The sequence below is a fragment of the Marinomonas sp. ABL3_031 genome, assembly GCF_056161265.1.
In genome coordinates this window covers 102,355-121,996 of sequence record NZ_JBSWYU010000009.1, presented here as the reverse complement: position 1 = coordinate 121,996, position 19,642 = coordinate 102,355, and the positions used below count along the sequence as shown (strand labels likewise).

At 44.5% G+C, this 19,642-nt stretch carries 19 protein-coding genes; 8 read left to right on the top strand and 11 right to left on the bottom strand.

The window, feature by feature from the left end:
• Positions 1-2,325 (bottom strand): putative bifunctional diguanylate cyclase/phosphodiesterase, encoded by a 2,325-nt coding sequence (locus tag ACXAH2_RS11480; RefSeq protein ID WP_475078611.1) that lies wholly within the window; start codon positions 2,323-2,325, stop codon positions 1-3.
• 144 nt (positions 2,326-2,469) lie between these two features.
• On the opposite strand from ACXAH2_RS11480, the gene ACXAH2_RS11475 reads away from it, so the two are divergent.
• On the top strand, positions 2,470-3,546 hold the full coding sequence (locus tag ACXAH2_RS11475; RefSeq protein WP_475078609.1) for a carbohydrate kinase: 1,077 nt from the start codon (positions 2,470-2,472) through the stop codon (positions 3,544-3,546).
• The gene (locus ACXAH2_RS11470; RefSeq protein ID WP_475078608.1) at positions 3,543-4,448 is read left to right on the top strand and encodes a pseudouridine-5'-phosphate glycosidase; all 906 of its coding nucleotides are present in this window, start codon (positions 3,543-3,545) and stop codon (positions 4,446-4,448) included. Before ACXAH2_RS11475 ends, ACXAH2_RS11470 begins: the two co-directional genes overlap by 4 nt.
• An 89-nt stretch (positions 4,449-4,537) precedes the next feature.
• Here ACXAH2_RS11470 and rlmF read toward each other — a convergent pair whose 3' ends face one another.
• From rlmF to ACXAH2_RS11425, 9 genes are all read right to left on the bottom strand, one after another.
• On the bottom strand, positions 4,538-5,530 hold the full coding sequence (gene rlmF / locus ACXAH2_RS11465) for a 23S rRNA (adenine(1618)-N(6))-methyltransferase RlmF (protein WP_475078607.1): 993 nt from the start codon (positions 5,528-5,530) through the stop codon (positions 4,538-4,540).
• A gap of 110 nt (positions 5,531-5,640) precedes the next feature.
• Entirely contained in the window at positions 5,641-5,985 is a 345-nt protein-coding gene (locus ACXAH2_RS11460) for a DUF6164 family protein (protein ID WP_475078606.1), read from the bottom strand.
• Positions 5,986-6,054: 69 nt separating this feature from the next.
• Entirely contained in the window at positions 6,055-7,605 is a 1,551-nt protein-coding gene (locus ACXAH2_RS11455) for an EAL domain-containing protein (RefSeq protein WP_475078605.1), read from the bottom strand.
• A gap of 188 nt (positions 7,606-7,793) precedes the next feature.
• Entirely contained in the window at positions 7,794-8,306 is a 513-nt protein-coding gene (locus ACXAH2_RS11450; RefSeq protein ID WP_475078604.1) for a DUF7482 domain-containing protein, read from the bottom strand.
• Between the two features lie 76 nt (positions 8,307-8,382).
• Complete coding sequence (locus tag ACXAH2_RS11445; RefSeq protein WP_475078696.1) at positions 8,383-8,475, bottom strand: helix-turn-helix domain-containing protein; 93 nt, start codon at positions 8,473-8,475, stop codon at positions 8,383-8,385.
• A 144-nt stretch (positions 8,476-8,619) separates the two neighbouring features.
• The gene (locus tag ACXAH2_RS11440; RefSeq protein WP_475078603.1) at positions 8,620-8,802 is read right to left on the bottom strand and encodes a hypothetical protein; all 183 of its coding nucleotides are present in this window, start codon (positions 8,800-8,802) and stop codon (positions 8,620-8,622) included.
• A gap of 102 nt (positions 8,803-8,904) precedes the next feature.
• The gene (locus ACXAH2_RS11435; RefSeq protein WP_475078601.1) at positions 8,905-9,729 is read right to left on the bottom strand and encodes an alpha/beta fold hydrolase; all 825 of its coding nucleotides are present in this window, start codon (positions 9,727-9,729) and stop codon (positions 8,905-8,907) included.
• A gap of 203 nt (positions 9,730-9,932) precedes the next feature.
• Positions 9,933-10,724 carry a DODA-type extradiol aromatic ring-opening family dioxygenase gene (locus ACXAH2_RS11430; protein WP_475078600.1) on the bottom strand — a complete coding sequence of 264 codons (792 nt, stop codon included), beginning with the start codon at positions 10,722-10,724 and terminating at the stop codon, positions 9,933-9,935.
• 222 nt (positions 10,725-10,946) lie between these two features.
• Entirely contained in the window at positions 10,947-11,318 is a 372-nt protein-coding gene (locus ACXAH2_RS11425) for a VOC family protein (RefSeq protein ID WP_475078598.1), read from the bottom strand.
• A 468-nt stretch (positions 11,319-11,786) separates the two neighbouring features.
• Here ACXAH2_RS11425 and ACXAH2_RS11420 point away from each other — a divergent pair, with 468 nt between their 5' ends.
• Positions 11,787-12,980, top strand: coding sequence for an OmpA family protein (locus ACXAH2_RS11420; protein ID WP_475078596.1), 1,194 nt, complete (start codon positions 11,787-11,789; stop codon positions 12,978-12,980).
• Positions 12,981-13,068: 88 nt separating this feature from the next.
• Here ACXAH2_RS11420 and ACXAH2_RS11415 read toward each other — a convergent pair whose 3' ends face one another.
• Entirely contained in the window at positions 13,069-14,316 is a 1,248-nt protein-coding gene (locus ACXAH2_RS11415; protein WP_475078595.1) for a TIGR03862 family flavoprotein, read from the bottom strand.
• Positions 14,317-14,824: 508 nt separating this feature from the next.
• Here ACXAH2_RS11415 and ACXAH2_RS11410 point away from each other — a divergent pair.
• From ACXAH2_RS11410 to ACXAH2_RS11390, 5 genes are all read left to right on the top strand, one after another.
• Positions 14,825-15,739, top strand: coding sequence for a LysR family transcriptional regulator (locus ACXAH2_RS11410; RefSeq protein WP_475078594.1), 915 nt, complete (start codon positions 14,825-14,827; stop codon positions 15,737-15,739).
• 91 nt (positions 15,740-15,830) lie between these two features.
• The gene (locus ACXAH2_RS11405; protein WP_475078592.1) at positions 15,831-16,631 is read left to right on the top strand and encodes a putative hydro-lyase; all 801 of its coding nucleotides are present in this window, start codon (positions 15,831-15,833) and stop codon (positions 16,629-16,631) included.
• Positions 16,632-16,727: 96 nt separating this feature from the next.
• Positions 16,728-17,690, top strand: coding sequence for a TRAP transporter substrate-binding protein (locus ACXAH2_RS11400; protein ID WP_475078591.1), 963 nt, complete (start codon positions 16,728-16,730; stop codon positions 17,688-17,690).
• A gap of 93 nt (positions 17,691-17,783) precedes the next feature.
• Entirely contained in the window at positions 17,784-18,302 is a 519-nt protein-coding gene (locus tag ACXAH2_RS11395; protein WP_475078590.1) for a TRAP transporter small permease, read from the top strand.
• Complete coding sequence (locus ACXAH2_RS11390) at positions 18,302-19,609, top strand: TRAP transporter large permease (RefSeq protein ID WP_475078588.1); 1,308 nt, start codon at positions 18,302-18,304, stop codon at positions 19,607-19,609. The genes ACXAH2_RS11395 and ACXAH2_RS11390 overlap by 1 nt, the downstream gene beginning before the upstream one ends.
• The last annotated feature ends 33 nt before the right edge of the window (positions 19,610-19,642 follow it).

Genomic DNA, 19,642 nt, shown 5'->3' with positions numbered 1-19,642 from the left:
TTAAACAGATCTATTTGACTTATCATTAAACGCTGTTCGCCAATCATAAAATTCTATAGATTTTAATGGCTTAGAATAAAAATACCCTTGTATTTTATCACACTGAAATTGCCTTAACAGTTCCACACTGGCTTGGTTTTCAGCGCCCTCTGCGGTGACCACAAAACCTAGGCTGTGGGACAAGTTAATACTGCTCTTCGCAATAGCAGCATCATCTTCGTTGGTATCAATATGCTGAATAAAGGCACGGTCTATTTTCACCTCATTTACTGGCAAATCACGTAAATATGCCAACGAAGACTGACCCGTACCAAAATCATCAATCGCCAAATGAATGCCCATTTTTTGTAACGCATGCAACACACTGATCACTTTGTTTCTGTCCGTCATCACGGCACTTTCCGTCACCTCTAGGGCCAAAGCATCAACTGGTAACCGATTGGCTTCTAGAGCAAGTGACACCATCAGAGGCAGTTCCTCGTCTACCAAATCGTGCGCTGATAGATTGATGGCCACGCGTATCTTTTGACCTTGCTGCCACCATTCACTGAGTTGTGCCAATACTGTATTCAAAACCCATTTTGTTAAAGCTTGAATACCGCCTGCATGTTCCAATAACGCAATCAGTTCATCCGGTGGAATAAAACCTAATTCAGGATGAATCCAACGAATTAAAGCTTCTGCTTCTTGGCAATCCTGCGTTTCTACAGAGACCTTAGGCTGATAAACCACAAACAATTGATTGGTTTCCAAAGCGTGAGGTAAATCTCGAATGATGGTCAATTGACGCTGGTGACTTTCGTCTTCACCTTGTTGATAAAATGCATAGGCATCGCTCTCTGACTTGGCTTTTTCCGCCACTATGTCTAAACGACGAATCGCAGTGTTTACGCTTTTAGTGGCCAGTTCCAATGGTAAAACACCAATACTGACATCAATACGAATTTCAGAGCCATGCTCAATTTCGAACTCATCACTCATGACTTCCTTCAGGTCAGAGCAATCCTGAGCCGTAATATTTTGAGAAAAAATAAGCAAAAACTTATCATCTCCCAAACGCGCAATCATATCGGCCTGACGGTCCCACGCTTGTAATCGATTGGCCACCTTGCCGAGCAAAATATTTCCCAGATCAAATCCCAACATATTATTAATGTCACGAAAGCGACGAATGTTCAGCAGCAATAATCCGCCGTCCTTTGCAGGCAAGGCATCTTGCAAATACAACTCAACGGCACTTTGATTGTTTAAGCCTGTCAACATGTCATGGGAAGCTCGATAAGTCAGTTCTTCTTCTCGCATTAAAATGGAATGCTGCATGGTTTTCATGGTGTTCGATAGCACCCCAAACTCACCCGTCATTTTTGGCACAGTCAACTCGGCCTTTTGTACGCTCTTACCAATACTGGTCGCAAATTCCACCAGATGACCAATAGGGCGTGTCATATTTCGCGCCAGAGCGACCCCCAACAAAAGGGCGAGAGCCAACGCGCCAGCAAAAATGCCCAATAATTGATTGCGCGTAAAGTTATAACTTTCTTTCCAAGGGTCATAAGGTAGGTGAATCATACCCCATTGATTTTCAATCCCAAGATCAACGGCGAGCGTCAAATATTTTTCATCATTAGAAAAAGCGGGAGTTTGTAATATTTCGACTGGATGCTGAATTTCACTCAGTAATTTTTGCCCTTCATTGGAAGTAAGGGTTGTGCCACCGAACATCAAAGAACCGCCTTCTTTGCCGTAAACAAAACTAATGTCTTGACCCGTAACGCCTTTGATTTCCTCCGCCAAGGACTGATCCAATAAAAACGCCATGCCAACCCAAGCCACAATGTTAGGAGAGCGAACGGGGACCAAGACCAATTGATAAGCCAAATCCCCAAAAGCGATTGTAGTGCTGATTGACGAACCACCCGAGCGTCGCGCCGCAGACACTAAATCGGAAATGGTATTGTCAGCAATTAACCCCTCTCGTGTCATGGTAATAACTTGACCATTTGGTGATACCAACAAAGAGACATCCGCATTAATACGTGCACCATGATTTTCCAAGACAGAACGTATGGTCGCGGTTTCTTTCGTGGCAACAGCCTGTTTAAAACCAAAATCAGAAGTGAGAATTTCCACGCCTTTGGTTAATTGCTCGGCGCGTGCTTCCAAGAGGAGATCAAAGACATTGCGGGACACATCAATAGACTGGACGCCTTGACGATAATTGTCTGCTTTTAATGACGACAACACGGCTAAAGCCGTACCCAACTGTGCAAGCGCCAATAACAACAAAACAAATAAAATCAGTCGCGCCTGAAAGCTCCTGAACACAGTAAAAGTCCCCTAACATCTGTAAATTGACGTGATCTTGAATAATAGGGTGAATACAAGATTAATGCCATAGTCGATAAAAGGCTTGCTTCAGAATTGCACATAACATAAGTTATACCTATAAACATTTGTTAAAAAATCATTATGAAGAAGCAAACACAACGAGTTTATAACGCAATAAAAGCGGATCCTTTAGCCTCACAAAAATCCCTAGCTGAGCGCCTCAATATGACTCGTGAATCCGTCGCCAGTCATATTATGCAACTGACTCGACAAGGTTACATCTTAGGTAAGGGCTATTTGCTAGCTCAACAAAATGCTTATGTGGTTATAGGTGGCGCTAACGTCGACATCAATGGCCATAGTGCTGGCACTTGGTTAGCACATGATTCTAACCCTGGCTTTATCAACCAAAGTCCTGGCGGCGTTGGGCGCAACATTGCTGAAAACTTAGCGCGTTTAGGCGAAAAAGTGCACTTAATTGCACCAGTAGGATTAGATCAACGGGGGGATTGGTTAATCGAACAAACACAGGCAAGTGGTGTCGACATACATCATATGTTGCGACATAACCATTTACCGACAGGAACCTACCTTGCTATCAGTAATGAGCAAGGCCAGTTACAAGCGGCCATTGCTGATATGCGTATCGTGGACACACTAGAAGCACAGCGCTTAGCGTCTACATCCTCACTATTACAAAGTGCGCAAAGCATTGTTGTAGACGCGAACCTGTCTGTAGCTTGTCTTGATTGGCTATCACAACAGTCTTTAACAGGACAGTTAATTGCGGATGCTGTCTCGGCGACTAAAGCGCCCAAGCTCTTACCACTGCTAAATCAATTAACCTTATTAAAAGTCAATCAAGACGAAGCGCGTGCCTTATTGCAATGCCAACAAACAGACCCACAAGCATTAGCACAAGGATTACTCGCACAAGGAGTAAAATCGGTATTACTCAGCCTAGGCAGTCAAGGACTATTATTCGCTGATGCTTCTGGTTGTTATCAACAAAGCTGTCATCCGACATCACCAGTCAGCGACACAGGTGCAGGCGATGCATTATTAGCAGGCTATTTAACCGCCTGTAACCAATTTGAAGATACTAATAAGAGACTTTCTTTTGCTTTGGCTTGCGCTGCCATAACACTAGAAAGCCCACATGCTAATCATCCTGAACTCAGTGTTCAGCAAGTCACTCAATGGATACAATCACTATGAATCAATATCTAGATATTCACCCAGAAGTCGCCGAGGCCATCGCTTCAGGCAAACCTGTTGTTGCTCTAGAAAGCACCATTATTTCCCATGGCATGCCTTGGCCTCAGAACGCGGAAACCGCCAAACAGGTAGAACAAATCATTCGCGACCATGGCGCCGTACCTGCCACTATCGCCATCATTGATGGTCGCTTGAAAGCCGGTCTAAGTAGTGAAGAAATTGATACTTTGGCGAAAGCCGGTTTGTCTGTCACCAAATGCTCACGTCGTGACCTGCCTTTTGTGGTGGCCCAAAAACAACATGGTGCAACCACAGTTGCTGCTACCATGATCATTGCAGCCATGGCAGGCATACGCGTATTTGCCACCGGTGGCATTGGCGGTGTTCACCGTGGCGCGCAACAAAGTTTCGACATTTCAGCAGACTTACAAGAACTGGCTAAAACCAATGTGGCGGTTGTTTGCGCTGGGGCCAAATCTATTTTGGATTTGGCCTTAACACGCGAATACCTAGAAACCCAAGGCGTTCCTGTTCTGGGTTACCAGACAAGTACCCTGCCAGCTTTTTATACTCGTGAGAGCGATCAAAGCGTCGATTACAACATGGCATCCGCAAAAGAGATTGCACAATTCATCAATGCCAAATGGGATATGCAATTACAAGGGGGAACGGTTATCGCTAATCCGATTCCTGAAGAGTTTGCTATGCATAAAGACGCCATCGACACAGCAATTACTCAAGCTTTAAGAGAAATGGAAGAGCAAGGGGTTGGCGGCAAAGAATCCACACCTTTCCTGTTAGCTCGCGTTGCTGAGCTAACAGGAGGCAACAGCCTAGCCAGTAATATTCAATTGGTATTTAATAACGCACGTTTGGCGGCTCAAATTGCAACTGAGCTCTAAGGGTTAATAACACTAGAGGATGCTTGTCGCCTTAGCGAAAATGAGGCGACAATGACCATCAAGGCCCTTTGCTAAAAAACATTGGCAGTTTAATGCTGCCAATAATAATCTCGCCAATAATCTATTTGATCCTCGCCAAGAAAACTCCATGCGATAAATCGGCTAATTTTCTGCCCTTGTGCCATTTCAACTACTTTCACTTGCTTTGCGCCAATCTTTCGCAGTTCTTGTTTCAGTAGATCCAAATTGCTGTGTCGTGCAACCAAAGAAGTAAACCAGAAGCACTGATCCGCCAAAGCTTGGCTTTCTTTAATCATACGACTAATAAAACCTACTTCACCGCCTTCACACCAAAGTTCGGCCGCCATACCACCAAAGTTCAGACCCTTATTGTGTGCGACATTGCCCGAGGATTTCCCCCCTTTCAACCCTCGCCATTTACGTTGCGACTCTTGTTGCATAGCCGATTCGCTGGTATGAAAAGGAGGGTTACACATGGTCACATCAAAACGTTCACTGGTTTGCCAGACTCCGTCAAATATGTGTTCTTGATTCGCTTGTTGACGAATGCTGATCGCCTCTTTCAGGCAAGAATTGGATTTCACTATGGTTGAAGCAGTAGCAACCGCAGTCGGATTCACATCCGAGCCAACAAACTGCCAACCATATTCTTGATGCCCGACTATGGGATAAACACAATTTGCGCCCACCCCCACATCCAAAACCTTAACCCCTTTACCACGAGGAATCACCCCCTTGTTACTGTCCGCTAATAAATCCGCTAGATAGTGAATATAATCGGCTCTGCCTGGGATCGGCGGACATAAAAAGCCCGCAGGAATATCCCAAAACGCCACGCCATAAAAGTGATTGAGTAGAGCACGATTAAGGGTTTTTACCGCTAAAGGATCAGCAAAATCCAATGACTCGTTACCATACTTATTTAATCTGATGTAATGAGATAACTCAGGACAAGAATCTGCCAGCAAAGCAAAGTCATAACGCGCTCGATGCGGATTACGAGAATGCAATTCCAATTTTTTATTGCGTTTGCCTTTGCTTAAATGCGGTTTTTGAGTCACAAATTTGCCATTATTCAGAGAGGAGTAGGGTTAAGTATAACCGAAAGCAATTATCGCAAGTAAGGAAGGATATCCAAAAAGAGTGAAGGTAAACATCAGGTCAAACTTGCTCAAATCATAAAAGGCAAGATGGACAGGCTCAGAATGAAGCCAATGGCAAACAGCGTAAACAAGGCTTCGATGGGGTTTTGTCGAGCCTGTTGCAATCCCCCTTTTAGGTAATCCAACGTGCTTGGTATATGCATGTCACGACTACGCTCAATTTGATCTTCACGAATCAGTTGTTGCGCTCGCCATGCCTGCTCTTTATCTTTTACCCAAATACCCGCCATGGAAATTTGCCAACGCCCTGCACTGGTTTCATAAAAATGAATTTGGTGTTCCGACAACAACTGACGAATGTCATTTGCCTCTTCGTCGGGAACGTTTTTTAATCGAAACACCAAGGTGGCCATATTAGGTACTCTATGAAGACTAATGACTGCCAAGGGTAAGAGATGGCAACAGAGAACACAATGCTATTTTTACTCTTGCTCTTTACGCAACCAGTCCAACACTTGATCCGCAGGTAAAGGTCGGCAAAAATAGTAACCTTGTACTCTTTCTACACCCAACTCTCGTACGGCTTCCAGTTGATCTTCTCGCTCCACCCCTTCCGCAACGACTTCCATTTTTAATTCTTTGGCTAATCGGGTTACCGAGGTGAGTACTTGCCGAGTAAATTGGTCATCTTTCAGGCTGGCAATGAAGATTTGATCCAATTTCAAAGTGTCATATGGAAAACGACGTAAGAAGTCCAATCCAGCATAACCGGTACCGAAGTCGTCTACTGACAAACGAATATCCAAGGCTTTAATGTGCTCGAAACGACTAACCATTAAAGGCAGTTCAATAGAATTTAACGCTGTGGTTTCCGTCACTTCTAACCCTAAACGTCCTTTTAGCTCAGGCCATTCTGTCATAATGTCAGCCAACTTAGACGCAAAATCCTCATGAATTAAACTATGTCGATCCACATTGACCGAGATACGAATGTCTTTCAGCAACTCTGGATTATCACGATAAAAATGCCCAACCTTACGAATCACCATCCAGGTTAGATCATCAATCAGACCCAAGCGTTCTGAAATTTCCACTATCGACAAAGGCGAAACTTGACCGTGATAAGGAGAATACCAGCGTATTAACGCTTCTAGTTCATGAGTGGCCGTTTCATCCAATGAAATAATAGGTTGAAAATACACTTCCATTGCATCATTAAGAATCGCTCGCTTAATGCATTGGGGTAATGAACGACGATAATATAGAAAACTCCATCGCACCAAGCAAAATAACAAGAACAAAGTTAAGCTTGATAATAGAATGAAAGGCCACAATTCATGAAGGCGTTGCCAGTAATAGCGTTCAGGCAAATACACGGCCAGTTCCATGGCCCAATCGTCTACACTACGAACCTGTTTATCCAAGATGGAACCATGAATATCCGCTTCATTTCCAACGACCATTTTTGTGCCTAAGGTCAATTCATAAGCATAACCTGACGGCAACCAGCGATTAACAAAATTACCCAAACTCTTAGGAGGCGCTAAACCATTCACACCAATACTATGCTCGCCTTTATAAAAGACCAAAAAAGTACTGTCTCCTAAAGTATGGGATTTCACCAAAGAAACCGTTCGCCTGGTTGGGCTCGCCTCTATTCGATCAATAATACTAGAGAAAATCGAGAAATCACGGGGGCCAAGATTGGTACAATAAACTTGGTAATCATCATTGAATAAACCAAATTCTTTAAAAATAGGAGAATAAAAGATCGCTCTTCTAAGGCGTTTAACGTCTTCTTTACTGCAGGTTAACTGAGCCTCTTTTGAAATATTCTTCAGCTCAACAAAAATCATCTCCATTTGCTGAGTCAATGCTTGATGCGCCTGATCAGAGCGTAAACTAACGTCCCTTAACAGATAACAATACAAACCAAATGCAAATAATAAAATTGAACAGAAAATAGAACCAACTGCATATAAAGCCAATATATGCTTCCTGGAAGGGAACAGCGCACTAAGACTGCTAAGCATTTTTCCCTCTTATATTTTTGCAATCCATCTTATCCAAAGCCTTATTGTAATAAAGTGTAATTCCAACGCATAATGCCATATAAGTAACAAACTACCAACTCCTCTATAGAAGAGCGGCTTCATTTCCATATAATGTTACTATATAGCAATTTTGCTGATGCTACTCAAAGAAAACTTACGTAAATGATTTAACGACTTGGTTCAAAAGGTAACACTGGACAATTCACCACAATATTGCTGCGTTCAATGGTCAATAAACCCGCTTCTTCAGCGGATAGAATGGCCTCTTCTGACGTCAATTCATAGGCCTGTGCAGGGTCTTGCCAGACTACCCAATACATTAACCAAAGAGGAGAATAATGGCGATCTTTGCTTTGATAACCCAGTGGTGAAGGCGCCGAAGCAAAAACATTTTGCTGCTCTTTATTAGGGAAACCGTAAACACGTTCTAATACGGTTTTGACTTGCGGAGGTTTGGGGTAACGCGGAATCGCATCACGCAATCGGGGCGCATAATTCGCTCCCATTTCTTTCGCCATACCAGCATCGGAAACATCTGTGGTGATATATGACACTTGATGGCCATCATGCCAAGCTTTAAATAGGGTTAAGCCAAGTGCAGCATTTTGCTCTTTATTGCTTGATGCACAAGCACTTAATAACCATGCCACCAAAAACCAAACACTTATACGCTTGCACATAAAGCCTCCCAAAGAATAGCCGCACCTATGACGTTACCGTTTCCACAGCAGGATTGCAAAATCACATCCTACTTCTCTACTCATCTTGCTGTTTGGCGTATTTGTAGACAGTATTACGGCTAACCCCTGCCAGTTTAGCGGTTTGCGATACATTACCTTTATTCTCAATTAATAAACGAGGAATTATTGAGGTCTTGGGAATAGCTGATCAAGAAAGGCAAAAAGCAAAAGACCGGCTTCCATACCGGTCTTTTTTTATAGGGTCTGATGCTTATAAAACAGACTACGAAGAGATGTATTCATTGCATGAAAATCAATGTAACAAGCGGTTTTCACTCATGACCTCTTTTAACTGATCTTGTAGGCTTTCAATACTCTCCACCATAAGGTGCTGTTTGTCTTCGGGAATCAGAGCAATATCATCTAATGATATTTGCTCTAAGTCTTCAAGCAACTGGGTTAGATGTTTTAATTCTTTGTCTGCGTCCTGTTTCATCGCCATGCTCCTTGCAAGTTATCTAACAACACCAATAACCTTAGTCGAGCTTTACCGAACATGTATCCTTTTATAGAAAAGACTTTGTAAATATTCGTAACCTTATTTTAACAAACGTAGGAAAAGATCATTAATTTCAACGGGCGTCTCTATTTGAGGTGTATGACCACAGTTCTCCAAAATGACCAACTCACTTCCAGGCGTATTTTGATGCGCATTTTCAGAATGCTTGTATGGCAATACGGCATCTTGACGACCATGCACAAAACACACTGAACAAGAGGTATTCTTGAGCCTTGCTAAGGTAAGCTGGGATAACACGCTTTTTTGTCCAGACCAATTAGCCATTTTTTTCAGCGTTTTCAAAAAAGCACTTTGTGCGCCATCTCGCATTACATTGCGATGAATGATGAGCTTTATCTCCTCAGAAACCTCTTCAGGTTTCAGAAAAATACTTTTTATTTGTTGATCGACTGCAACTTGGTTCGGACGCCCCAAAAGACCTCCAATGACAGGTAAGGACATCAGCTTAAAGGGTAGTGGGGTCTGCTTGCCTAGTAGCGCAGCATTAAGCAGTATCATTTTACTCACGCGGTCTGGCTGTAAAGCTGACATATGTACGCAAATTGCGCCGCCCATCGAATTGCCCGCCAAGTGCACCTCAGAAATGGCCAACTTGTCTAAAAACGCCCAAACAAATTCTGCGTACTCAATGACATCAAAGGCTTTTTCATTTATGTCCGACAAACCATGATTGGGAAGATCTAGTGCGATGACACGAAAAGAAGAGGCGAGAGAGGTCAACTGATATTGCCAAAGCTCTGATGACCCCCCAATACCGTGAAACAAAACTAAAACAGGTAACTTTCCTCCCGTATCTTGATAACGCACATTTATGTTTTCCACTTCGAGGTACAAACTTTTCATTGGCTCACCTTATTGTTGTTTTTAGTTTCTAATAATCGAGCAAAGCCTATGCCAGCCGTTAAAACACCCTTCCAAAGCCCTTTAAAAAATTCATAACTTATTGAAAAAAATAAAAAAGCCAGCTTTTAGCTGGCTTTAAATATGAAACATTTTTTCTCAAAAAAATTCACTATATGATAAAAATTCAATATCTAAATTATTATTTAATCAAATCGAAAACTGGAGGCAGTGACGCCACCGAACACATTTTCATCATGATAAACACAGCGCGCTTCACCTTCTTCGGCAGCCCCTAGAGCCACCATCAAAGGAATAAAATGATCTTCCCTAGGGTGACTGACTCGAGCGTATGGAGCTTGTTCCCATGCGATCAAGCCTGCACGTCTTTGCTCAGGCGTTGACGCCATCAAGGTTTGTTGCAGCCAAGCATCGAACTGTGCTGAAGGCTCTTTTGCTTGCGGCCCAAATAAACGTAAATTGTGATAGCTCAAGCCACTGCCAACAATTAATACCCCTTCTTCACGTAACGGACGCAAAGCACGACCAATGGCCAAATGCTCGGCCGGGTCTAGATTGTTTTGCAAAGACAATTGAATCATTGGCATGTCTTTATTGGGATACATGATTTCCATGGGCGTAAAAGCACCGTGATCATAGCCCTTTTTACTGTCTAGATCGGTTGGGAAACCAGCTTGATTCAATAAGCTTGCCACTCTTTGAGCGATTTCCGGTGAACCGGGCGAGGCGTACTTAACGCTATAAGTATGCTCAGGAAAACCGTAGTAATCGTATTCCATACCGGGAGCAATACTGGATTGAACCGCCAGCTTTTTGGTTTCCCAATGACCTGAAATCATCAAAATGGCTTTCGGCTTTTCTGGGAACTGTTCAGGCATCGCGGCTAACGATGCTTCTAAGGTCGCTAACATAGCACGCATTTCAGGCATGTAAGGCCAAGGGCCACCACCATGAGAAATAAAATAAGTCGGTAACATAAACAACACCTCGTATCTTGGATTAACTGGCTGTCACTCATGCGAACTAACCAGTGGAATTGCCTTCAGTCTAGGCTTGAGCCCTAAACTGATCAATACGTGTTCAGTTAATCCATAATTTCCAAATACGAAATGGTTGAAAGAAAAAGTCTTTCGACATTTCATTTAAGTTCAAAAAAGCCCACGCTTAGATGAGCTATTCTAGGCAGTATTTCCGTTAATTTATTTTTCGTAACAAAAGACTCTCAACCTGTGTCCGTCGAGATCCAATGCCGTAAAGCTGGTGCCAAAATCCATCTCACGAATATCTTGGATAATCTCTACGCCCAACTCAATCCATTTACGGTAATGAATCTGTAGGGTGATGAGATTGCTAACTTCCAGAGCAATTTCCATACAGGCTGACGCTACTTTATCAGTTGTTGGTTCCACATCCGGCCAAGCCCATAAGCCAAATTTATGGCCAGACTCACTAACAAAAAGCGCAAAACTGTCTTGCTGATCCACGGGATCTCGCTCAAAAAGTGGACGATAAAAATCCACACTTGCTTGGACATCATCCACATAAAAAATCGGAAAATTTGAGAGTTCCACCTACTTCTCCTTCATTAAAATCAAATACAAACAGACATGCTTTACAGCCTATATCTGTCATTCCCTATACTAAACAGCAGAACAGTCAGTTTTTGTCAGTAATCGTTACGCTGGCTCGAATTGCTTTATTCACTTTCATTCGCTTTTATAAGTTCGCAAGAGTTAAACCAAATCCACTTCAACAAGATACAGGCTATTTGATTCGAAAAACTCAAACAACAATGCAAAAGTCCTGTAATAAATCCCCTCATTCCTAGCTATTTATTGACCCAATTTTTCTTCAATACGTGTTAAAAATGCTTGTTCGGTAAACTCTCCGTCATGATAGTGCAATCCCACGTAATTAAAGGCCTTAAGTGGAATTTCAGGGTGACTTTTCTGGGTTCAAAAAGCCGCTTATTCTGAAAAAAGCACAACGCTTGTTGTGATCAGCACAACACAACCCAGACACTTATCAGGAGATATACCATGTCTTTTACTTTTACAAAACATGCATTAATCAGCAGTCTTGTCGCTGCGGCTTCCTTTTCATCCATTGCTGTCGCGCAGCCTCAATCAGGCTTTACCATCACGCCAAGTATTGGCCACTATGATATGGACAACGATCGCGATGAAGAAAATGATACGGCTTACTCTCTTGGCTTAGGTTATCAGTTTGATAACCCATGGGCGGTCGAATTTGTTTACCTCAATGCCGACACCAAATCCAAACTAAGCGGAAATAAAGTCGATGTTGATCAATATCGCTTAGATGGTTTGTACCACTTGCCAACTGTCTCTTCCTACCACCTAACCCCATACTTAGCCGCAGGTGTAGGCACCACAGACTTCAGTTCCGACTCTGACAACAAGATGGAAATCAATGCCGGTGGTGGTGTGAAATACGCCCTAACCGATACCCTTGCTCTGCGCGCAGACTTCCGCTTAGTCAATGACTTAGAAGATCAGCATCTAGATAAGGTTTCTTCGTTTGGCTTACAAATGACGTTCGGCGGTAAAAACAACAGGCTAGCCAGACAAGATAGGCGCTTTCAACCTATCGAGACTGAGCAAGAAGACACCCAAGCAACAGAAAATCTGGTGGCAACATCACCTGCTACAGAACCAGAAAGCATCACAGAAACACCATCAGAAAGCATTACCGAGACACAACCAGAAACCATAACAGAGGATTCTCAAGTGGTAGACTTAACCATGATAACGCAACCAATTGAAACCAACTCAAAACAACAAGAGCCACTTCCTGCGCCACCTGTTTCTGCTGATGGCAAAGTACCCAGTGTGTTAGAACAAGCGGCCGTTGTCGCGGCACAACCTCCGATAAAGCTAAACATTCAATTTGCCAGCAATCAAACAAGAGTACAGCAAAAATTCTATCCTGAAGTTGAAAAGCTAGCGACCTATATGACGGATAACCCGAATACCACAGTGGTTATTGAAGGACACACCGATGACACAGGTTCCGCCAGATATAACCAAAAAGTATCAGAACAACGTGCCAATGCCATTGCGGATGTTTTGGTAGAAGTCTTCGGCATTACAGAAAATCGTGTTAGCGCCATAGGTTACGGTGAAGATAAACCATTATTCGACAACAACTCCGCCGAGCATCGCCAAGCAAACCGTCGTGTTGTTGCCGTGATTTCGGACAATCAGGCGTAAACCACCTGCATTCAAGCCTCCCAATCATTGCCAAAAAACGAACCGCATTCCGGCACGCCCAATCTTAGATTGGGCTTTTTTTGTCAACTTATTTTAGGCCGAGACTACTGGGATGAGCTGCCGCTAACCAACGGCATGCCCCTAAACCAGCTAAACGTCCGGTTGCAAAACAAGCCGTCAGCAAATAACCACCGGTGGGTGCTTCCCAATCCAACATTTCTCCAGCACAAAACACACCTGGCATCTTGTTTAACATCAAATCTTCATTGAGACTGGCTTCACACACACCGCCGGCGCTGGAAATCACTTCGTCAATCGGCTTGGTTTGATAAAAAGAGACAGGCAAATGCTTGATCGCATGAGCCAATGTCTCAGGAGTCGACAACACGTCTTTGCTAAACCTTTCATGCAACAAAGCGGCCTTGACTCCGCCTAATCCTATGCTGCGCTTTAGGTATTTGCTAAAGGATTCCTTGGACTTTCGAGAAGACAACTTGGCCACCAGCTGAGGTTCACTTACATCGGCTAGTAAGTCGATGGACAAACTGGCTTCGCCTTGCGCTTCAATGTCATCTCGTAGGTATTTTGAAAAAGCGTATATTAAGCTGCCTTCCATGCCATCTTGCGTGACAATACATTCGCCTTTTTTGTCGACAATTTGGCCGTTAGCAAGCGTCATGGAAAACGCCACGCCTTTCAGTGGACTGCCGGCAAACTTGCTGGACAAATGCTCACTCCAACGACTGTAAAAACCGCAGTTGGCACTGCGCAAAGGCGATAAATCAACATCTTTTTTCGCAAGAACAGACTGCCAAGCACCGTCTGAACCCAGTTTTGGCCAACTGGCTCCGCCCATCGCAAGGACAATCGCATCCGCTTGCGCTGTCACTGTCTCACCTTGATGGTCAAAGGTGGCTCTGTTTGATGTTAAAGAGAGCATTTTATGACGCATATGAAACACCACACCGGCTTCGCGCAGACGCGACAACCAATGTCGTAACAAGGGAGCGGCTTTCATATCGGTTGGAAAGACACGACCAGAACTGCCAACAAAGGTGTCTACCCCTAGGCCATGAATCCAGTCACATAAGGCTTGATTATCAAATTGGCGAATCGCACTGGATAGCCAGTCGGCTTTGTCATAGTAACGCTGTATAAAACCGTCATAGGCTTCAGAGTGCGTAATGTTCATGCCACCCACACCGGCCAGTAGAAATTTGCGGCAGGCGCTCGGTTTGGCATCATACACGGCCACATGATGACCTGCAGCAGCCATCATTTCTGCTGCCATTAACCCCGCAGGGCCAGCTCCGATCACCATAACTTGGTTTGCCATTATCTGTCAGTACTCGCTCAGTTTCACAAGGGAAGGCATGATAAAGAAGTTTTACCCAATCACCAAATGAGTCCTCTTTTTGGCACTGAATACCCGCTCATATCGTCAAATACACACTATGAGCGTCAAACGCATGGCTGCTTCTACGCCTATGTATTCGTCATCCCATTATTTGCCTCTATATTACGGGACGCAGCAAACCCAATCCCACTGCATAGCGGGTGCGCCCAATCCTCAAAGCAGAGGTTACGAGGAATGTAATTCGTTTCACAGAGCGCTGAAAGACCTCTATGCATCAATTGATAAGTAACAACAGAGCCGTCTCACGAACAGTAAAATAGGCCGCCCTAAAGGGCTAAAATATTCACTGTGTGGTCTCTTCATTGCGGCACTGCGTTTTCGCAAAAAAACTGGGGTAACCATAATACGATAGGTGACATAAAGCGTTTGAGCTTTATACTGGCTGCATAATAAATTTAACCATGATGTCGTAGCACTGGAGCCAACCTTGAATTATAAACGCCTCGAAACCTTTGTTTGGGTTGCCACCTTAGGCAGTTTCCGTAAAGCGGCGGAGCGCTTACACACCACCCAACCGGCCATTTCTGCTCGTATTTCTGGCTTGGAAGAAGAGCTAGGTGTGAAGTTGTTCGAGCGAGAAGGCGGCTCCAGCCCCATTATTTTGACATCCAAAGGCAAAGAGTTACTGCCTTATATAGAAAAAATACTTTTTCAATCGGAACAACTGCGCAAACGCGCCGAGGCAAACACAGCCTATTCTGGGGTGCTGCGTTTGGGCGCTTCCGAAACCATAGTCAATACTTGGTTACCTGATTTCTTAGCACGCTTGCACAACAAATCGCCCAATTTAAACGTTGAATTAACCGTAGACATTTCCACCGTTCTCGCCACTGGCGTGAAAGATCGAACCTTGGATTTGGGCCTGTTAATGGGGCCTATTTCGGAACCCAGTATTGTCAATCATGATTTGTGTACCTTCTCACTTTCTTGGGTTTGCAGCCCACAATTGGCCTTGCCAGAGCGCTTGCTTTACCTCGAGGAACTCACCCCTTGGCCTATCATTATCTACGCAAAATCCACCAAACCCTATTCGGAAATTGTTCAAAAGTTTCGCAACTTAGAAGGCAAACCGGCAAACTTTTATGCCTCTACCTCACTGGCCGCCATCCGCAGCCTAGCCATAGATGCCGTTGGCATCGCCACTTTACCGGACATCATGATTGGCAAGGAATTAGAAAACAATATGCTGCGCAAAATACACACCATATGGACGCCGCATGATCTGAAATTCACCGCATCTTACTCAGATGAACCTTTCAATCCTTTGGCGGAAATGGCCGTGGATTTGGCCATAGAAGCCGCTCAAAAATACGAAAAAAACTTGCTTGATAAAATAAATTGATCAAATAACCAAAAAAAACACAATTAGACTTTTTACTCTGAGGGACACTACTCTAGAAAAAACGAAATGTGCAAAAATAAGGAACCCTCCTATGACCCCATCAGCTAAGCCATTAGCGCAACAAGCGTATGAATTGCGTCAAGCCATTCGCAATCAAACGCACACTGGTCCTACCAGTGGTCTTGCCACTGGCGCGATGCAAGGCAACATTGTGATCTTGCCAGCTGATTGGGCAAATGATTTTCTCTTATTTTGTCAAAAAAATCCGGTTGCTTGTCCACTAATCGGTGTCTCGGAAGTAGGCGACTATCGTTTACCCGAATTGGGCAAAGACATCGACATGCGTCATGATGTACCTGAATACTATGTTTATCGGGATGGGGCCAAAATCGAAAATCGCGCCGACATTACCGACCTATGGCGTGATGATTTGGTGGTATTTGTATTAGGCTGTTCCTTCTCATTTGAAAATGCCTTATCGCAAGCAGGCCTAACCCCTCGCAACATTACCGAAAACGTCAATGTTTCCATGTTTGAAACCACCATTCCAATGACACCAGCTGGCCGCTTCTTTGGACACACTGTGGTAACCATGCGTCCCTACACACCAAAAGACGCCATTCGCGCCATTCAAATCACCACGCGCTTTCCCAAAGCCCACGGCGCGCCATTGCATTTCGGCACACCAGAAGACATTGGCATTAAGGATCTGAGCAAACCCAATTTCGGTGATCCAGTCTCCATAAACAAAGGCGAAGTACCCGTTTTTTGGGCCTGTGGCGTGACGCCTCAAGTGGCGATTCGCAATGCCAAACCGCCATTTTGTATCACCCATGCCCCCGGCAAAATGCTGGTGACGGATCTACTCGATACTGACTTGGCTGTGCACTAACCCTATTACTTTTCGCTGCCTTTCTCTCCCAGGCGAGGTGGCGTTTTTATAACGCACTCAAAACAACATTAACCTTCAACGAAAGGATAAGGAACAATGAAAAAACTCACAACCGCTCTGGTGCTGGGCAGTGTACTGTCCACTTCCGCATTGGCCGCTAAATGGCACATGCCAACCCCTTACGGTGACGGCAACCTACCTACGCAAATCGCGTATGGATTTGCAGAAGAAATCAAAGATAAAACCGGTGGCGACTTAGAAATTAATGTCCACTCAGCTGGCTCATTGGTACAACACACCGAAATTCCTCGCGCGGTAAAAACCGGCCAGGTACAAATAGGCGAAGTCTTCATCGGTATTTTGGGTAACGAGCACCCTGTATTTAAACACGACAATATTCCCTTCTTGGCGACTTCTTTCGAAGACGCTAAGAAATTATGGGAAGCCGCTAAACCACAAGTGGAACAACAGCTAGATAAAAGCGGCATGAAAATGCTGTATGCAGTGGCTTGGCCTGCACAGAGTCTTTACACCAAGATGCCTGTCAATACATTAAGTGACCTGGCGGGTTCTAAAATGCGTGCTTACAGTCCATCTACCTCGCGCTTAGCCGATCTAATGGGTACCACACCTACTACAATTCAAGTTCCCGATATTCCACAAGCCTTTAGTACTGGCATTATTCAAGCCATGATCACCTCACCTTCTACTGGTGTGGATAGTCAAGCTTGGGATTACGTAAACTACTACACAGATGTGAAAGCTTGGATTCCTAAGAACATTGTCGTCGTTAATAAGCGTGCCTTCCGCCGTCTTGATAAAGACACTCAAAATGCCATCTTAGCAGCGGCGAAAAATGCCGAAGCCCTAGGCTGGGAAAAAGTCGCGGAACGTGCTGCGAATGACAAAGCTAAGTTGATTGAAAATGGTATGCAAGTGAGTGACCCTTCACCAGAATTGTTAAACGAACTGCAAGCCATTGGTGATACTATGATAGAGGAATGGAAAGCCGAAGCGCCAAAAGAAGTGGGCGATATCTTAACCCGTTACCAAAACTAAGCATTTTCTGAAGATCGTCTCAAAGCTGTATTCGATCTTCCCACACCGTCTAGCTTCCACTAGACGGTGTCTTTTCTATCAAAAGTGAACACTATGAACCAAATAAAAGAAAAACTGTATCTCTGTTCCGGCTTGCTGGCTGGGTTCTGTATCCTTCTCATTACCTTGTTGCTGCTAGCACAAATTGTCGGACGTTTATTCGGTTTCATTGTGCCGTCTGCGGAAGATTTTGCTGGTTATGCCTTAGCCGCATCCACCTTTCTTGGCTTGGCCTACACCTTTAAAGAGGGCGGTCACATTCGCGTAACCTTAGTGATACAGCGCTTTTCCCCCGTTTCACGAAAGTGGCAAGAAGGCCTCATCCTCGCCCTTTCTCTTGCTCTAATCAGTTTCTTATCTTATTCATGTACTTATATGGTGTACGAATCTTACATCTATGATGAAGTCTCTTATGGCTATGTTCCCGTGCCATTATGGATTCCACAAATTCCCGTTGCCGTAGGTGCCATCGCCTTAAATTTGGCCGTATTGGATGCCTTTATCAGTGTCTTAAAGGGCAACACTCCCAGCTACAGTGAGCATGAAGACGCTCTAGAACTGGAGGAAATCTAATGGACATGATGTGGATTGCTATTCTATTAGCCTTTGCTCTATTGGCCCTATTGTCACTCGGTGTTTGGGTATCTTTCACCTTGATCACCATCGGCGGTTTGGGACTGATTTTATCGGAAAATTATCAAGTTGACCTACTGTTTGCCACCTCAAGCTGGGGGGCCAGTACAGCTTGGTCACTCACCGCACTCCCCCTCTTTATTTGGATGGGTGAAGTCCTGTTCCGCACCCGCTTGTCAGAAGACTTGTTCAAGGGTTTGTCTCCTTGGTTAAACGGCGTGCCGGGCAAACTCTTACACGTCAATATTTTAAGCTGTGGTATTTTCGCCGCCGTATCCGGCTCTTCTGCCGCAACAGCGGCCACCATAGGTCGCATGACCTTGCCTGAATTGCGCAAACAAGGCTACAGCGAACGCATGGCAATTGGCACCTTAGCCGGTTCAGGCACCTTAGGCCTGTTGATTCCGCCCTCCATCATTTTGATTGTTTATGGCGTAGCGGCAGAAGTCTCCATTGCCCGCTTATTTATCGCCGGTGCACTGCCAGGCTTGTTACTCGTCAGTTTGTTCATGGGCTTCACCATGGTGTGGGGCTATTTACACAAAGACGAGCTGCCACAAAAAAGTCAGCACGACACCAGCTGGTCAATGCGCATCAAAGCATTGCGTAAACTCATGCCGGTAGTGGGTCTGATTGGTTTCGTATTGGGTTCCATTTATGGTGGCATCACCACACCAACCGAAGCGGCGGCGCTGGGCGTTACTGGGGCACTTATTCTGGCGGCCATGACCGGCTCATTGAGTCGCAGCAGCTTTATCGACAGCCTACTTGGCGCGGTGAAAAGCTCTTGTATGATTGGCTTCATTTTGGTTGGCGCGCACTTCTTAACCCTAGCCATGGGCTTCTTGGGTATCCCAAAAGCTTTAGCCTTGTGGATCGGCGGTCTTTCCTTGTCACCAATGGAGCTCATTTTATACCTCACCGTATTATTCGTGGTGTTGGGTTGTTTCCTTGATGGCATTTCTGTCGTGGTACTCACTGTGGCGGTGATTATGCCAATGGTAGAGGCCGCCCATATTGACTTACTCTGGTTTGGTATCTTCATCGTACTCGTGGTGGAAATGTCACAGATCACACCTCCTGTTGGTTTCAACCTCTTTGTTATACAAGCGTTAACCGGAAAAAACATCCTGTATGTGGCCAAAGCGGCTTTGCCCTTCTTCCTATTGATTGGGGTAGCGATTGGTTTAATCAGTGTGTTTCCAGAAATTGTTACCTATCTACCAGCGACCATGTCACGCAATTAATGGACTCGCGGTAATGAATGTAAGGACAGCTTA

What these genes read in the sequence shown, in the direction of transcription:
- ACXAH2_RS11475 (WP_475078609.1), top strand. Translation starts at nt 2,470, where the DNA reads ATGAAGAAGCAAACACAACGAGTTTATAACGCAATAAAAGCGGATCCT.
- ACXAH2_RS11470 (WP_475078608.1), top strand. Translation starts at nt 3,543, where the DNA reads ATGAATCAATATCTAGATATTCACCCAGAAGTCGCCGAGGCCATCGCT.
- ACXAH2_RS11460 (WP_475078606.1), bottom strand. Translation starts at nt 5,985, where the DNA reads ATGGCCACCTTGGTGTTTCGATTAAAAAACGTTCCCGACGAAGAGGCA.
- ACXAH2_RS11455 (WP_475078605.1), bottom strand. Translation starts at nt 7,605, where the DNA reads ATGCTTAGCAGTCTTAGTGCGCTGTTCCCTTCCAGGAAGCATATATTG.
- ACXAH2_RS11450 (WP_475078604.1), bottom strand. Translation starts at nt 8,306, where the DNA reads ATGTGCAAGCGTATAAGTGTTTGGTTTTTGGTGGCATGGTTATTAAGT.
- ACXAH2_RS11440 (WP_475078603.1), bottom strand. Translation starts at nt 8,802, where the DNA reads ATGAAACAGGACGCAGACAAAGAATTAAAACATCTAACCCAGTTGCTT.
- ACXAH2_RS11435 (WP_475078601.1), bottom strand. Translation starts at nt 9,729, where the DNA reads ATGAAAAGTTTGTACCTCGAAGTGGAAAACATAAATGTGCGTTATCAA.
- ACXAH2_RS11430 (WP_475078600.1), bottom strand. Translation starts at nt 10,724, where the DNA reads ATGTTACCGACTTATTTTATTTCTCATGGTGGTGGCCCTTGGCCTTAC.
- ACXAH2_RS11420 (WP_475078596.1), top strand. Translation starts at nt 11,787, where the DNA reads ATGTCTTTTACTTTTACAAAACATGCATTAATCAGCAGTCTTGTCGCT.
- ACXAH2_RS11415 (WP_475078595.1), bottom strand. Translation starts at nt 14,316, where the DNA reads ATGGCAAACCAAGTTATGGTGATCGGAGCTGGCCCTGCGGGGTTAATG.
- ACXAH2_RS11405 (WP_475078592.1), top strand. Translation starts at nt 15,831, where the DNA reads ATGACCCCATCAGCTAAGCCATTAGCGCAACAAGCGTATGAATTGCGT.
- ACXAH2_RS11400 (WP_475078591.1), top strand. Translation starts at nt 16,728, where the DNA reads ATGAAAAAACTCACAACCGCTCTGGTGCTGGGCAGTGTACTGTCCACT.
- ACXAH2_RS11395 (WP_475078590.1), top strand. Translation starts at nt 17,784, where the DNA reads ATGAACCAAATAAAAGAAAAACTGTATCTCTGTTCCGGCTTGCTGGCT.
- ACXAH2_RS11390 (WP_475078588.1), top strand. Translation starts at nt 18,302, where the DNA reads ATGGACATGATGTGGATTGCTATTCTATTAGCCTTTGCTCTATTGGCC.